Origin of the sequence: Lentzea sp. NBRC 105346 (genome assembly GCF_030269605.1) — a bacterium.
In the GTDB taxonomy this organism is placed as follows: Bacteria; Actinomycetota; Actinomycetes; order Mycobacteriales; family Pseudonocardiaceae; genus Lentzea.
This window is the reverse complement of record NZ_BSTQ01000001.1, coordinates 692,341-707,156: the sequence shown is the minus strand read 5'-3', so window position 1 is coordinate 707,156 and position 14,816 is coordinate 692,341. Positions and strand designations below refer to the sequence as shown.

At 69.1% G+C, this 14,816-nt stretch carries 11 protein-coding genes; 6 read left to right on the top strand and 5 right to left on the bottom strand.

Features of this window, described 5'->3' with window-relative positions; all coding sequences use genetic code 11:
- From QSK35_RS02750 to QSK35_RS02740, 3 genes are all read right to left on the bottom strand, one after another.
- Positions 1-3,135 (bottom strand): tetratricopeptide repeat protein, encoded by a 3,135-nt coding sequence (locus QSK35_RS02750; RefSeq protein ID WP_285741876.1) that lies wholly within the window; start codon positions 3,133-3,135, stop codon positions 1-3.
- A gap of 97 nt (positions 3,136-3,232) precedes the next feature.
- Complete coding sequence (locus tag QSK35_RS02745; RefSeq protein WP_285741874.1) at positions 3,233-5,899, bottom strand: Clp protease N-terminal domain-containing protein; 2,667 nt, start codon at positions 5,897-5,899, stop codon at positions 3,233-3,235.
- Positions 5,900-6,075: 176 nt separating this feature from the next.
- A complete protein-coding gene (locus QSK35_RS02740) occupies positions 6,076-6,783 on the bottom strand; it encodes a thymidine kinase (RefSeq protein WP_285741872.1) in 708 nt (235 codons plus the stop codon).
- 143 nt (positions 6,784-6,926) lie between these two features.
- Here QSK35_RS02740 and QSK35_RS02735 point away from each other — a divergent pair, with 143 nt between their 5' ends.
- From QSK35_RS02735 to QSK35_RS02725, 3 genes are read left to right on the top strand one after another with little or no spacing between them, the layout of a single operon-like run.
- Positions 6,927-8,081, top strand: a complete 1,155-nt coding sequence (locus QSK35_RS02735; protein ID WP_285741870.1) for a YncE family protein — start codon at positions 6,927-6,929, stop codon at positions 8,079-8,081.
- A gap of 49 nt (positions 8,082-8,130) precedes the next feature.
- Entirely contained in the window at positions 8,131-8,451 is a 321-nt protein-coding gene (locus QSK35_RS02730; protein ID WP_285741869.1) for a PadR family transcriptional regulator, read from the top strand.
- Positions 8,448-9,164, top strand: a complete 717-nt coding sequence (locus QSK35_RS02725) for a hypothetical protein (RefSeq protein WP_285741868.1) — start codon at positions 8,448-8,450, stop codon at positions 9,162-9,164. Before QSK35_RS02730 ends, QSK35_RS02725 begins: the two co-directional genes overlap by 4 nt.
- On the opposite strand, the gene QSK35_RS02720 is transcribed toward QSK35_RS02725, so the two are convergent.
- Together QSK35_RS02720 and QSK35_RS02715 are read right to left on the bottom strand one after the other, a co-directional pair.
- Entirely contained in the window at positions 9,127-10,533 is a 1,407-nt protein-coding gene (locus QSK35_RS02720) for an MFS transporter (RefSeq protein WP_285741866.1), read from the bottom strand. The two genes, QSK35_RS02725 and QSK35_RS02720, sit on opposite strands and share 38 nt — an antisense overlap.
- A gap of 220 nt (positions 10,534-10,753) precedes the next feature.
- Positions 10,754-11,593, bottom strand: a complete 840-nt coding sequence (locus tag QSK35_RS02715; RefSeq protein WP_502881614.1) for a glycerophosphodiester phosphodiesterase family protein — start codon at positions 11,591-11,593, stop codon at positions 10,754-10,756.
- On the opposite strand from QSK35_RS02715, the gene QSK35_RS02710 reads away from it, so the two are divergent.
- From QSK35_RS02710 to QSK35_RS02700, 3 genes are all read left to right on the top strand, one after another.
- Positions 11,592-11,978 carry a hypothetical protein gene (locus QSK35_RS02710; protein WP_502881613.1) on the top strand — a complete coding sequence of 129 codons (387 nt, stop codon included), beginning with the start codon at positions 11,592-11,594 and terminating at the stop codon, positions 11,976-11,978. The two genes, QSK35_RS02715 and QSK35_RS02710, sit on opposite strands and share 2 nt — an antisense overlap.
- 181 nt (positions 11,979-12,159) lie before the next feature.
- Positions 12,160-14,109, top strand: a complete 1,950-nt coding sequence (locus QSK35_RS02705; RefSeq protein WP_285741863.1) for a putative bifunctional diguanylate cyclase/phosphodiesterase — start codon at positions 12,160-12,162, stop codon at positions 14,107-14,109.
- A 23-nt stretch (positions 14,110-14,132) separates the two neighbouring features.
- Positions 14,133-14,813 (top strand): VOC family protein, encoded by a 681-nt coding sequence (locus QSK35_RS02700; protein ID WP_285741861.1) that lies wholly within the window; start codon positions 14,133-14,135, stop codon positions 14,811-14,813.
- Positions 14,814-14,816: the final 3 nt, after the last annotated feature.

Below are 14,816 nucleotides of genomic sequence, written 5' to 3'. Positions count from 1 at the left end.
TCACATCACCGCGGTCCGGCCGAGGTGGAGCTTGGCGCGCAACGTCTCCGCGTCGGGGTCGTCGAACTCGCTCAGCACGTCCAACGCCTTCGCCCACAGGTCGATGGCCGTCGTGTGATCACCAATCGCGTGCTGCGTGTTGCCGAGGTGGGCACGGGTGATGGCCTCGTTGTGGCGGTCGCCCAACACGTGCCACAGGTCGAGAGCACGCAGGTAGCTCATGGCTGCTCCAGCGTAATCACCGAGGTGGTGGTGGATGTAGCCGAGACGGTGCAACGCGGCGGCCTCGCCCTCCCGGTCGGAGGCCGCCTGGAACAGCTCGAGCGCCTGCTCGCAGTAGGTCCGTGCCTGATCGTGCCGGTCCAGGCGGGTATGCCACCACCCCAGGAGGTTCAGCGCGCGAGCCTCCCCGCTGGTGTTGCCGGTCATGCGGTACAACTCCCACGCCTGCTGCGCGTGGGTGAGCGCCTCGGTGTAGCGGCCCTTGCGCTCGTTGATCTCGCTGATCGCCAGGTGTGCCCGCGCTTCGCCGCCGTGGTGGGCGTTCCGCTTCGACAGCTCGAGAGCTTGGCCGTGGTGCTGCAGTGCCTCCGTGTACTGGCCGTATCGGCTGTACGCCGTGCCCAGCCCGTCATGCGTGCGCGCCTGCACCTCCGCGTCGCCGGCCCGCTCGGCGGAGGTGAGCGCGGTCTGGTGGCTCGTGATCCAGTCCCGCCAGAGCCCGCGTTTGTCGAGGACCGGAGCGATCTTCCAGGCCAGCCGCCACGTGAGCTCGGAGAAGGCGTTGGCGGCCGCATGGTTGATCATGTTGAGGACCGTGGCGGGTTCGTCGGTGCGCGTCAAGTAGTGGGCGAGCATGCGCCGCTCGGCGCCGTCCGGTGTCCCGTCCTCACGGGCTTTTCGCTCGGCGTAGTCGCGCAGCAGGTCGTGGAACCAGTACCGGCCAGGTGCGGGTTCCTGGAGCATGTGCGCCCTGGCCAGTTCGCGAACGAGCGAGCGGGCGATCGTTTCCGGCAGGTCGAGCATCGCGGCGATGGCGGGCATGTCGGCGTGCGGTCCGGGATGCAGCGCCAACGTCCGGAACGCCAGGGCCGCACCCGGCTCGAGGGACCGATAGGACCAGGAGAAGATCCTTTCGATGCTCGTCGCGTCGTCACCGAGATCGAGGACGTCGAGGCGGTTCCGTCTTTCGCGCAGCTCGTCGTCGAGGGCTGCTAGCGATTCGGTGGTACTCGCCAGGGAGGCGATGATCCGCAACGCAAGCGGCAGGCTCGCCGATCGCACAACCAGGCGCCCGGCGGCGTCCCGCTCGGCGGAGACGCGGCTGTCGCCTAACAGCCCGGTGAACAGTTGGTGCGACTCGACGGCAGAGAGCGGCCCCACCTCGATCGAATGCGCCCCGACCAGGCCCTGCATCCGATGGCGGCTGGTGACCACGACGACGGAGTCGCCGTCGCCGGGCAGCAGCGGGCGGACCTGGTCGACATGTGACGCGTTGTCCAGGACGACCAGCAGTCTTTGCCTGGCAAGCATGCTGCGGAACAACGCTGCCTGCGCCTCCACGGTCGCCGGAATCGCCTGAGGTGACACGCCGAGAACGCTGAGGAATCCGGTGAGGACTTCTGCGGGCGGTGTCGGCTCGCCAGGGCCGTATCCGCTCAGGTTCACGTACAGCTGCCCGTCGGGGAACCGGTCCTTGACCTGCCGGGCCCAGAAGGTGACCAGCTCGGTCTTGCCGACACCGCCCATCCCGTGCACCACGAACAGAACCGGGCCCTCGGCGGACAGGCTCGTCAGCTCGGTTTCGCGTCCGATGAACAGGGGCGTGCCGCGCGGCAGTGCCGCCGGCCGGATGTGTTCGTGGCGTGCGATGGCCGGTTCGGGCTTGGGGTACAAGGTGACGACCACGAAACCCTGTTCCTGGGTGACTGTTGGCGGAGGACAGTTCTGGTCGGCGCAGTCCTGCACCGCGGTGGGAATGCCGCTGCCCTCGCCCTCCACGAGCTTGATCCACGCCAGGACCCGGGCCAGCTGGAGGTTCCGCTTCTTCGACTGGCCCTGCAGTTCGGCGAAGCTGCGCTCACCGCCATCGGGGAAGGTCCGGCCGAGCCACTCGCCGGGACTGCTCACCTCCAGCCGGTCGGAGAACAGCCGCACGTGCACGCAGGCCGTGGTGTCGCCGTAGTCGCGGTGCACCAGCGCGTTCGCGATGATCTCGCGGACGGCGACCATCGGGTAGGCGTAGACGGCCTTCGACTGCGCCTGGTCGGCGTCGGGGAGCTCGCCGACGCGCACCAGGTCGGCGACGAACCGCCGGGCCTTGCGGATCTGGTCCGGCAGGCAGTCCTCGAAGGTCTTCGTGTCCCGGACCGACGACTTGTCGGTGCCCTCGTACCGCGTGCAGATCACCGAGGCCGCGAGCCGGGCCGGTCGCCGCGTGGAGAACAGCAGGGCGCCGGTGCCGGTGAGCCTGCCGTCGGCCCACAGTCCGGCCCGCTCGAGGAAGTCCCACGGCGACAGGGTGTTCGGATAACCGTCGGCCACGTCGTCGCGCAGATCGTTCCGGAACCGTTCCACCGCGTGGAAGTCGAAGGTGCCGCAGTCGGTCGGACGTTCGAGCAGCGGGCGCTCGTCGTCATCACCCGGCTGCACGACGCCATCCGGCGGGAACTGGGCGGTGACGGCGTCGACGAGGTGCTCGACCGCTTCGGCCACGAGCACCCGCTCGGCGAAGTGCGTGACGTCGGCGTCCGCCTCGAGCTGGACGACGAAGATCCGGTCGCGGTCGCCGCCGTCGATGATCTCGCGCGTCCACCGGGTGCCGATCGCCCGGACGGTCGCGCACACGACGAGCAGTGCGCCGGACTCGAGCGCCCGGACCGCGGTCGCCACGCCGGTCTGGTCGAGGGTGAGCATCGTCTCGGACACCTTGTGGCCGCGTGCCCGCAACGGCCCGATCAGTTGGCGCGCCACGCTTTGCTCGCCGTCGGCGACGGCGATGAGCACGCCGTCGTCAGGCGGGGGAGGCGGAGGATGTCCGAGATAGACGGAGCCGTTGATCGTGCCGGCCTGCAGCGAGTGCCCCACGACCTGGCCGCCCAGATCAAGGTGCACTCCTTCGGTGTCGCCGGCCATCGGCACAGTCTGGCGGATTCCGTTTGGGTGGGGAAGAAATTCCGCACGGGTGCGGTCCTGAGCGATCGTGCTGATCGTCGTCTATGGGCTCAGAGGCTCACTTGAGCGGCTCACCGCGCGCTTCCGCCGCCGCGGCAGCCGTGGGAGTTCGCTCCCCGGCCCACTCGGCGCGCAACTGGCCGAGAATCCGGTCGCGGGTGATGTCGAGTCCGGCGATCACCTGAGCCGCGCCGCCGTGCGGATCGCGAAGCACACCGAGCAGGAGATGCGGAGTTCCGATCCACTCGTCGCCCCGCAGAAGAGCCTCGCGGAGAGCGCCGATGATGGCCGCTCGCGATCCCGCGGTGAACGGGATGGACGGGCTCTCGTCCGGAACGCCGTTGGACCGGAGGCCGCCGAACTGCTCGGCGGAGATGCCGAGTCTGGACAAGGCGGTGGCCGCCGTTCCGGTTCCCTCCTGGAGGATGCCGAGCAGGATGTGCTCGGCATCGACCTGGTCGCTGTGCATGGAACGAGCGCGCTCCGCCGCCAGCACCAGCGCCCGGCGGGCCGGATCCGTCATGCGTCCGAAGAGGTCCCGGCGGACCGGCACCGCCCTGGGGGTCCTTCGTCCGGCGACGGACCTGTCGTGGATGACCTTGATGGTGGTGCGGATGTCGAAGCTGTAGGCCAGCTCGGGGGTCTGCAGCGCCGCGGGCACCAGTTCCATGACGAGCCGGACCCCGCCGGCGAGGTGGTCCTGCAGATGGGCGTGCCGGAACTGGTAGAAGGCGCCGGCCTGGCGGACCACGCCGAGCCGGTGCGCGTCGTCGAGGAAGCGCATGAGGTTCCAGGGCAACCCGCGGCGCAGCGCCAGCCAGGCGTTGCACATCAGGAACCACGGCCATGCCGAGCGGAATGCCTGCGGAACGCTGATGGTCGACGCGAGGACGAAGCCCGCCTGCCACGTCCAGGACGACGGGAAGGCGCCGATGATCGAGTTCGTCACAGCGAAGCTGACTCCCGCGACGAGTTCGGTCAGCGCCGCCTGGATGATCGCGGCGGTGCGGTCACGGGCGAGGACGTGTCCGGGATCGGGCGACCGGATCACGTCGGCCGCCGCGTTCAGCAGGGTCATCAGTCCCAGGCTCAGTCCGGCGGACACCGCGACCAGGGCGAGCAGTCTGCCTTGAGCGGTGTACCCGAAGAAGAGCATCAGCGTGGTCGCCGCGGTCAGGCCACCGACGACCCACATGGCGGCCCGGCTCCGAAGATCTCCCTGGCCGGTCCACCCGTGCAAAGCGACCTGGTTCGGAGAGTCCGGGGGACCCATCAGGAAGACGATGAGCGTCACGATGGCGGCCAAGAGAACGGACAACACGCCCTGCGACGCGATGAGTGCCCATGTCAGCAGGCCCGCGGCCAGTCCTCCGAATAACCGGACCGCCAGTTCGGGGTAGATGCTGTGCAGCTCCCACCAGACCAGATACCGGGTCTGCAGCCGGTGCATGTGACGGGCGAGGAACGTCAGCGTGATCTGGGCCTGCTCGATTCCGTACGGGGACGGAACCGCGCGGGACGCGAAGGAGGACGGGGGCGCGGGAAAACGGCTGTAGCTGATCGACAGGAAAACGTCGAGCAGGTGGCTTTCAATGGCGGCCCGGCTGGGAAAGCGGTTTCGGTTCAGCAGTTCCGCGGGATCGGTGGATCGCCTGTCGTAGGCGATGCAGACGAGCGAGATCATGAGTGGTGTCGACAGGGTCTCGGCCAGTGGGCACCGCGGGTTGGCCCGCAGGTGCGTGAAGACCGGTGCCCAGCGCCGGTCGACCGTGGGCAGGCTCGTGGACAGGTACTCGATGGCGTCCGGGACCGGCACGGCTTCGAGCTCGATGACCGCCGCGGTCGCCAGGAAGTGCCCACCGTCGATGACCGCCTCCTCGTACTCGCGGCTGCGGCAGGTCACTACGAGGGGCTTGCCGCCCGCCACCGCCTGGTCGATCGCGTCGATCGCCGACTGGCGCAGGGCGGCGGGCATCTCGTCGAGCCCGTCGAGGATCGGGAGCACGTGCCCGTCCTCGACCAGTCGCAGGGCGGCGTCACGGCCGTAGGCCCCGATGTTCGCCAGGTCGCGGTAGTCCTCCCGCAGCCGCCTGGCGATCCAGGCCCGCAGGTGCTCGGTCCGCGGGTTCCAGGACGCCACCGGCAGCAGCAACGGCACCGGGTCACGCCGCCCACGGCGACGGTCGAGCAGACCGAGGGTGAGCAGAATCGCCAGGACCGTCTTGCCCGCACCGGGCTCGCCGAGAATCACCAGCTGACGATGCGGCAATGCGGTGAACAGGGTGACGATCTGGGACACGTCACCGCGCAGTTTGAGCCGCAGCGGCCGGCCGCCGATGGCGTTTCTGCCGAGCACCCGGTCCGGCGTGGCCGCGACCGGTCGACCGGTGGCCGACCACCGCACGGGAAGTGGCGTCAAACGGTGCAACAGCCGCGCGGCCGATTCGTGGGTCCATTCCCGGTGCACCGCCGCGGCGAGCTGGGTAATGGCGCGGTCCATTCCCCGTGCGTCACGCCACACCGGGCCCGCGCCGGGGATTAGTTTGATGGTGTCTCCGGCGATGAGCGCGAGTGCGACCGCGAGAATGCACGCCAGGGGCAGTGCGAGAGGCGTGAAGGGCGTGAGCCAGTCCGGCCGGGTGTCCGACGCGACGTTAACGGCGAGGGGAATGACAACTTGCGCCACCAGGACGGTCGCCAGGACCGCCAGGGACAGTCGCCGCATCGACGTACCTCGCCTCGCATCGAACCGCGTGTGACCCCGACGACTGCCGACAGCTTAACTCACCGGCGGAATCCGCCATTCGTGAAAGGAATGGCAGATTCCGATTCGCCGTCATTTGTATGACATTCCAATGGGAATACGAGCGGCGAATCCGTGCGGGTGCGGAAATCGGGCGACTAGGCCAGTCGCAGCTGCCCCTGATCCTCGGCCACCGGACCGAGGTCGCCGGTGCGGTAGTGCTTGCGGCACAACACCTGGTACCGCACCTCGTCGCCGGGCGCGGTGTCCGCGACCAGGACGGTGTCGCCGGCCCGCACGACGGATCCGTTGTGGATGCGCGAGTTGAACCGGCCGGGCAGGCCGCACCAGCACAGCACCTCGACCTGGATGGCGCACAGTTCGTCGGCCAGCTCGAAGAGGCGTGCGGCACCGGGGAACAGGTGGCTGCGGAAGTCCGTGGCGAGGCCGAAGGCGTAGACGTCGATCTGCGAGTCGTCCGCCAGTTCGGCCAGCTGGTCGACCTGGGCGGGGGAGAGGAACTGGGCCTCGTCGACGATCAGGTAGTCCACGCGGACTCCGCGCGACCAGTGGGAGCGCACCAGCAGCCGGATGTCGAGGTCCTCGTGGACCTCCTCGGCGCCGCGGGCGATGCCCATCCGGCTGGAGATCGTCGGCGTGCCGGACCGGTCGTGGCGCACCAGCAGCAGACCGCAACGGCCCTGGCGGGCCTGGTTGTGGTCGATCTGCAGCGCCAGCGTGGACTTTCCGCAGTCCATGGGGCCGTAGAAGTACCGGAGCCTGCCCGGCATCCCGAGACCGCGGCGCGAACCGGCGGCGGGGACGGAGGAGAGGGCGTCCGTGGGGTCTGCGGCAAGAGGGTCCACGGCGGGACACCCTAGCGGTACCAATTGACTCTATTACTTCAGTGTTGACTGAAACCTGCCCTCCTGCGGATCGCGGTCGCCAAACCCTGCCAAGACGTGAAAGAAATTCGCCTGTCAACGACGACATGGAAGGACGAGAGGCGATGAACCCTGCACGCACTCTTCTCGCCGTGCTTTCGGTCCTGGCCACGATTTCGGTACCCGCTGTCACCGCGCCCGCGTCGCAAGCCGACGCTCTCCGGGACGTGGTGATCGTCGGGAACTCAACGGCCGGCACCGTCACGTTCCTCGACGGCCGGACGTTCGGCAACATCCGCACGCTGGACGTGACCCCGGACAAGCAGCAGCGCATCGACGAGATGGACCCGGTCCGCCGGGCCGCGTACGAGACGATCCGCAAGGAGGTGGGGGACAAGTTCGTCGACGACGCGCACCTGTCGCCCGACGGGCGCACGATCTTCGTGTCGCGCGGCAACCTCGGTGACGCCGTCGCGGTCGACGTCGCGTCCGGGCAGCAGAAGTGGCGGGTGCGGCTGGACGGCTTCAAGGCCGACCACGCGACGCTCTCGCCGGACGGCACCAGGTTCGTCATCTCGGCGATCACCGCGCAGAAGGTCCAGGTGATCGACACCGCGACCGGGCGGGTGACGGGGAGCTTCGCGACCGGGTCCTACCCGCACGAGAACATGTATTCGCCGGACGGCGGGCGGATCTACAACATGAGCATCGGCCTGCCGTCGTTGCCGAAGTGGATGAACTGGGCCAAGGGCGCCAAGCAGATCACCGTGGTGGACGCCCGGACGTTGCAGCAGGTCCGCACCTACGACTTCGAGTACGGCGTGCGGCCCGCGGTGATCACGCCGGACGAGCGGACGATGTACCTGCAACTGTCCTACCTCAACGGGTTCGCCGAGTTCGACCTCGTCGCGGGGCGGATCACCCGGACGGTGCAGATGCCGTTCAGCGAGGCCGGTCGCAAGCTCAAGGAGGACGACTACCCGCAGAACTCCGCGCACCACGGGATGGCGATGTCGGGGGACAAGCTGTGCATGGCCGGGACGATCGACGACTACACGGCGATCGTGTCGCGTCCTGCGCTGACGACCGACGCGTTCGTGCACTACCCGGTGGGCGCGTTGCCGTACTGGTCGTTGACGAGCGTGGACGGCAACCACTGCTTCGTGACGCTGTCCAATCTGGACGCCGTGTCGGTGGTCGACTACCGGACCGGGCGCGAGGTGGCGCGGGTGCCGGTGGGGGACTTCCCGCAGCGGCTGCGGCTGGGCCGGCTCGCCTGAGGCCACTCGGCGGAACGATATATACCGCGAGCCGATATATACTGGTTTCATGAAGGCCATGTCGGAGCAGACGTTCCTGGTGCTGACCGCACTGGCGGAGGAGCCGCTGCACGGGTACGCCATCGTGCAGGCGGTGGAGGCGTTGTCGGAGGGACGCACGCGGCTGCGGGTGGGGACGCTCTACGGCGTGCTCGACCGGCTCGTCGCGGACGGGTTCGCCGCGCGTGACCGCGAGGAGGTCCACCAGGGGCGGCTGCGCCGGTACTACCGGCTGACGGACGAGGGGGTGCGGGCGTTGCAGGCGGAGGTGGCCCGGATGAGGGCGAATCTGAAGGCGGCGTCCGCGGTACTGAAGGCGAGGCGGGCATGAGCAGCAACCTGGAGCGGCGCTATCGGGCGTTGTTGAAGGTGCTTCCGCGGTGGTACCGGGCGGATCGCGAGGACGAGATGGTGGCGCTGTTCCTGGAGGACAAGGACACCGACCACCTCGAGTACACGTGGCCTGGCTGGGGCGAGGCGTTCGCGACGCTCGGGCTGTCGGCGCGGGTGCGGATGGGCGCGCACGGGGGACCGGCGAAGGTCGTGGCGCTGGGGGAGTCGGTGCGCGCGCTGGCGCTGTTGGTGCTGGTGAGCGGTGTGGGGTTCGCGGGCGCGGCGGTGATCAACACCCTGCGGCTCGCGACACATCCGGAGATCGTCTGGACGTGGTGGGGGATGGTGGACTTCGCGCCGATCCTGGTGCTGGGCCTGCTGCTCACCGGGCATCCGGCGAGCGCGAAGGTGTTGTCGGGCTTGGCGTTGCTGCCGGGGATCTATTCGGTGGTGTCGTACGGGAACTGGGAGGCGGTGCCATTCCTGCTTCCGTGGTGGATCGGGTTCGGGTTGCTGTGCCTGGGTTTCCACCGCGAGGCGCCGAAGCCCGCCGCGAAGCCGTGGGGGATCGCGGCGGGCGTGGCGTTCGCGCTCGGTGTGGTGACGATGTCGGTCACCGAGGACGCGGCTGGGTTCTACACCCTCGGGTTGGTGTTGCTGGGCATCGCGATGGCTACACGAGTGCTGGTTCCGGGTTTCCGACGGCCTTGATGGCGCGGCGGACGGGCACGAAGATCATCAGGACGAAGCCGATCACGAAGAAGATGATCAGCGAGATGATCGCGGGGCGGAGGCTGCCGGTGGCCTGTCCGACGATGCCGAACAGCAGTGGGCCGAGCCAGGACGTGGAGCGTTCGCCGACCTCGTAGAGGGAGAAGTACTGGGCTTCGCGGCCGGCCGGGACCATCTGGCTGAACAGCGAGCGGGACAGGGCGTTGGTGCCGCCGAGGACGATGCCGATGCCGGCGGCGACGAGGTAGAAGCCCATCTGGTCGCCGGCGCGGACGAAGTAGGCCGCGGTGATGACGACGATCCAGACGAGCAGTGAGCCCATGATGGTCTTCTTGGCGCCGACGCGTTTGGCGATCAGGCCGTGGAGCATGCCGCCGATGAAGGCGACGAACTGGACGATGAGGATCGTGCCGATGAGGACGGTCTGGTCGAACTTGAGCTCGAGTTTGCCGTAGTTGCCGGCGACGTTGGCGACGGTGGAGATGCCGTCGGTGTAGATGAGGTAGGTGCCGAGGAAGGCCAGGGTGAGCGGGAACGCCAGGGTGGCCTTGAAGGTGGCGCCGAGCTCCTTGAAGCCGGCGGTGACGACGGAGGCGCCGTGTTCGTGGCCGTGCGGTGGCTGGTGCTTGCGCAGGCGGCGCAGCGGGATGGTGGTGAACGCGGCCCACCAGACGCCGGAGATCACGAACGCGATGCGGGCGGCGTCGCCCTGGGTGATGCCGAGTGAGTCGTGCAGCTGGCTGATGGCGAGCTGGACGGCGAGGCACAGGCCGCCGCCGAGGTAGCCGAACGCCCAGCCGCGGCTGGAGACGCCGTCGCGTTCGTCGGCGGTGGCGATCTCGGGGAGGAAGGCGTAGTAGACGACGACCGAGGCGCCGTAGCAGACGTTGGCGATGATGAAGAGTGGGATCGCGAGCTGCCAGTTGCTGCTGGAGATGAACCACAGCAGGACGGTCGCGAAGGAGCCGGAGAACGCGAAGCCGGCGAGCATGCGCTTCTTGTTCTGGGTGCGGTCGGCGATCGCGCCCATGATCGGCAGGATGATGACCTGGATGACGGTGGCGAACGAGAGCAGGTAGCCCCAGAGCGAGCCGATGGGGAACTGCAGTCCGGCGACGGAGACGTCGCAGTGGTCGAAGGCGTTGTCGCCGGCGCAGGGGTTGAGGCCGTTGCGGGCGGTGTCGGCCTTGGCGGCGTCCATGGCGACCGCGGGCAGGTACAGGGAGAGGAAGACGGTCACGACGGATGTGGGGAACACGGAGTTCGCCCAGTCGTACCAGACCCAGCCTCGTTGTTCTTTGCGGCGGCGTTCGGCCGTCCCCGCGTCGCTGTCCACGACCTCGCTCATGGCGGGGGACCTTACTGGCCCCGCGCGGGCGTGTTTGATCGACTGCTCAACCTGTTACCCAGGTGCCGTTGCGCCCCGGCAAATGGTCCCCCCGAATTCCACACTACCGACGGGGTCTGACATTCCCGCGAGTCCTACGTTCCCGCCCCCTGTGTCGTACCTTCCCGCCCCCCGAGTGTGACGTTCGAGCCCCGCGAGTCCTCAGTTCAGGCTCGGCCGTTCACCCCGTGACCCAGGCGCCGCGGGACTGGAGGACCTCGCGCAGGACGTCGGGGCGGTCGGTGACGAGTCCGTCGACGCCGATGTCGAGCAGGTGGCGCATCTGGGCTTCGTCGTCGATGGTCCAGACGTGAACCTCGAGTGAACGCCGGTGGGCCGCGCGGACAAATCGTTCGTCCACGACCTTGAGGCGGCCCTGACTGATGGGGACCTGGGCGATCTGGCCGCGGACGGGGAGTCCGACGAGGGGGACGCGGCCGGCGAGCCAGAGGGCGCCGGCGTTGCGGGGGCCCATGGACGTGAGGAGGTCGGGGCCGCCGAGCTTGCGGATGCGGGCGAGGCGGTCGTCGGAGAACGACGCGAGGCACACGCGGTGCAGTGCCTTGGCCTTGCGGAGCACGGCGATGACGGGTTCGACCGCGTGCTCGGTCTTGACGTCGATGTTGAACATCGTGTCGGGGAGCTCTTCGAGCACGTCGGCGAGGCGGGCGATGGGTTCGCGGCCGCCGACGTTGGCGCGTTTCACCTCGGACCAGGGCAGGTCGCTGACGGTGCCGGTGGCGTCGGTGGTGCGGTCGAGGGTGGTGTCGTGGTGGACGACTACCTCGCCGTCGCTGGTCGCGTGGACGTCGGTCTCGAGGTAGCGGTAGCCCTCTTTGACGGCGCGGCGGAAGGAGCTCAGCGAGTTCTCCATGCCGCTGAGGTCGTCGACGTGCCATCCGCGGTGGGCGAAGGCCCTGGGGTGTGGGCCGGCGAGGTAGGGGTGGGTCACGTAGGGAGTGTGCCTTGGCGGCGTGGCGCTGGAGTGAAGGTGGGGTGGCCGGATACCGTCGCGCGCCATGGAGGTCGAGATCCGCGTCTCGTCAGATGACCCGCGGCCCGGAGGGGGTGGGCCCCCTGATGGGGGTCGGTATCAACACTGTGCTTGGTGTGGGCGGCGTCTGCCTGGGAGCGGACGGATCGGGCGGCCCAGACGGTATTGCGCGCAGCCGTGCAGGCAGCGGGCTTATGAGCGGCGGACGGCGTTGCAGCGGGGCGGGTTGCCGGAGGACGCGGTGGTGTTGTCCACGGCGGAGCTGGCCGATCTGCAGGACCGGTTGTTCCAGCTGCGGTGTGCGGCCGAGGACGTGTTCACGGCGGCGTCGGACGGGGCTGATCCGGACGAGCTGCGCAAGCTGGCGGCGGAGATGGTGGAGACGGCGAAGAGCCTCGAACGTCTTCGTTGATATCAATGATTTCAGTGCTGACTAAACACTGGTACAGATCGGGTGGTCCGGAAATTCGGTCACAACCGGAAAACACGCACCTGGATGTAGCGGGTTGCCTACCCGCTGTGATCGGACGATCATGACCGGCGTGGCCCCCTATTGCCGCACCGCGATGGACCGAGCGGACGTTGGATTCGGTGTGACCGACGCGCTCGGCACTTTGCGCTGGGCGAACCGCGCGCTCGGGGAGTTCGTGGGGATTCCCGCGGGCTCGGCGCTCGGGCGATCGTTGCCGGCGTTGCTGCCGGGTGTGCCGGAGCGGCCGGGGTCGTCGCTGGTGCTGTCGGCGCCGCGGTGGCTGCAGGTGCAGTGCGCCTCGCTGGGCGACGACCTGCTGTACGAGCTGGTCGACGTGACGGCCTGGCGGGACCGCGAGCTGGCGGTGACGGCGGAGGCGGACGCGTTGCGGCGGGCCCAGGCGCTGGGGCGGATGGGCACGTGGGAGTGGCACATCGCCGAGGACCGGGTGACGTGGTCGGACACGCTGCTGGAGATGTTCGGCTTCCCGCGCGGCACGGAGTTCACCTTCGAGCTGTACTCGCAGCTGGTGCATCCCGAGGACCTGCCGGTGATCGAGGCGACCCTCGAGGCGGCGATGAAGACGGGCGCGGTGTTCAGCTACACGCACCGGATGCTGCTGGCCGATCGGCGCACCGAGCGGGTCTTCGAGTGCTTCGGGGAGGTGGTGCTGGATCCGGACGGCACGCCGGTGCGGGCGCTGGGGACGGCGCACGACGTGACGCAGGCGTCGCGGGTGCACGACGAGCTGGTGCGGGCGGCGGAGCAGGACCCGTTGACGGGGTTGCCTAACCGGCGGGCGCTGATGCGGGAGCTGGAGCGGTCGATGGCCTCCGGCGGTTCGGGTGCGCTGCTGGTGCTGGACCTGGACAACTTCAAGGACGTCAACGACCTGCGCGGGCACGCGGTGGGCGACCGGGTGATGCGGATGCTCGCGTCGGCGTTGCAGGGCAGGCTGGCGGACGGTCAGGTGATCGGGCGGCTCGGCGGGGACGAGTTCGCGGTGGTGCTGCCGGGGTGCTCGCGGGCGGACGCGTCGGCGGTGGCGGACGGGCTGCGGGACGCGGTGGCGGCGCTGCCGCTGGTGGGGTGTGGGACGCCCGCGCACATCACGGTGTCGACGGGGCTGGCGTCGTTCGGACCAGGTGACACGTGGGAGCTGGTGCTGGCGAACGCCGATCTGGCGCTGTACGCGTCGAAGGCGGCGGGCCGCAACCGGGTCACCGTGTACGAGCCGGGGCATTACGCGGACACGGTGAAGCGGGTGTCGGTGCTGGACCGGCTGCGTTCGGCATTGTCGAACAGCGGTCTGACGCTGCACGGGATGCCCATGGTGTCGCTGACCGACGGCCGGGTGCTGGGGCACGAGTTGTTGCTGCGCCTGGAGGACGGTCAGGAGCCGCTGCTGGGGCCGGCGGACTTCCTGCCGGTGGCGGAGCGGTCGAACCTGATCTTCGACATCGACCGGTGGGTGTTGTCGACGGCGATCGACGCGCTGGTGGCGCGGCCGTCGACCGAGCTGCGGTTCAACGTCAACGTCTCCGGGCGGACGCTGGAGGATCCGGAGTTCGGTGACTTCGTGCTGGACCGCCTGGGGTCGGCGGGGGTGGCGCCGGGCCGGTTGGGCCTGGAGATCACCGAGACGGCGGCGGTGACGAACCTGGACGCGGCGCGGTCGCTGGCGCGGCAGCTGCGCGGGTTCGGCTGCCGGATCACGTTGGACGACTTCGGTTCCGGGTTCGGGTCGTTCGTCCACTTGAAACACCTGCCGATCACCGGCATCAAGATCGACGGCGAGTTCGTGCGCAGCATCGACACGTGCGAGGCGGACGCGGTGCTGGTCTCGGGGATCATGGAGATCGCGCGCGGGCTCGGTTTGTCCGCGGTGGCCGAGTGGGTGGAGCGGCCGGCGCAGGTGGATGCGTTGCGGCGCTTGGGAGTCCGGGTGGGGCAGGGGTTCCATCTGGGGCGGGCGGTGCCGTTGGCTCAGATCCTTTCGGTGCAACCGGTTGGGCCGGATGGAGCATTGTCGTCTCAGGTGGTTGGAGCTGAGGATGGTGCGCGCTCCTGATCACCGCCTGATGGGAAGCCTTCGTGCCAGAGCAGCATCATTCGGCCGGATCATGCGGCCTGCGCCGCCTCGAACTGTTCACGCCTCTCGCCGAGCCCTCGGTCGACTTCTATGCCGCTGTACTGGGGTGGGCGGTGATCGCGGATCCGGACGGGTCGTTCACCGGCTGGGTGGGTGATCGGCTGGCGGCCGCGGTGCGGCCGGGGGATTCCCCTTGCTGGCACGTGGTTTTCGGTGGCCCGGAGACGCGGTCGTTGCGTGATCCGTCCGATGTGGACGCTTGGGTGGACGGTGGCCGGGTGTTGCACGGGCCGTGGGCGCCGGAGCCGCGGGCGGGGGAGCCGTGCTGGGCGGAGCTGATGTCGTCGGCGGACACCGACGACTACTGGTCGGCTCAGCTGGGCTGGGAGGTGCGGTCGCCGTCGGAGGAGTTCCTGCTGTACGAGTCGTCGCGGCGCGGTGACCGGCGGGCGGTGGCGGGGCGATTGCGGACGCTGGAGCCGAAGCTGGCCGGGTGGATGGTGTATTTCGCGGTCGGCTCGGTGGCGAAGGCGTGTGAGCGGGTGGCGGAGTTGGGCGGCACCGTGCTGGTGCCGCCGACGTCCGTGCCCACCGGCTTGGTGGCGTCGATCGCCGACCCCGCCGGTGGCGTCTGTGCGCTGCTGGAGTCGCCTCCGGGCTGGGGCGGTACCTGGTCTAGTTGAGGC

What these genes read in the sequence shown, in the direction of transcription:
- QSK35_RS02735 (WP_285741870.1), top strand. Translation starts at nt 6,927, where the DNA reads ATGAACCCTGCACGCACTCTTCTCGCCGTGCTTTCGGTCCTGGCCACG.
- QSK35_RS02745 (WP_285741874.1), bottom strand. Translation starts at nt 5,899, where the DNA reads ATGCGGCGACTGTCCCTGGCGGTCCTGGCGACCGTCCTGGTGGCGCAA.
- QSK35_RS02715 (WP_502881614.1), bottom strand. Translation starts at nt 11,593, where the DNA reads ATGGCGCGCGACGGTATCCGGCCACCCCACCTTCACTCCAGCGCCACG.
- QSK35_RS02725 (WP_285741868.1), top strand. Translation starts at nt 8,448, where the DNA reads ATGAGCAGCAACCTGGAGCGGCGCTATCGGGCGTTGTTGAAGGTGCTT.
- QSK35_RS02730 (WP_285741869.1), top strand. Translation starts at nt 8,131, where the DNA reads ATGAAGGCCATGTCGGAGCAGACGTTCCTGGTGCTGACCGCACTGGCG.
- QSK35_RS02720 (WP_285741866.1), bottom strand. Translation starts at nt 10,533, where the DNA reads ATGAGCGAGGTCGTGGACAGCGACGCGGGGACGGCCGAACGCCGCCGC.
- QSK35_RS02710 (WP_502881613.1), top strand. Translation starts at nt 11,592, where the DNA reads ATGGAGGTCGAGATCCGCGTCTCGTCAGATGACCCGCGGCCCGGAGGG.
- QSK35_RS02750 (WP_285741876.1), bottom strand. Translation starts at nt 3,135, where the DNA reads ATGGCCGGCGACACCGAAGGAGTGCACCTTGATCTGGGCGGCCAGGTC.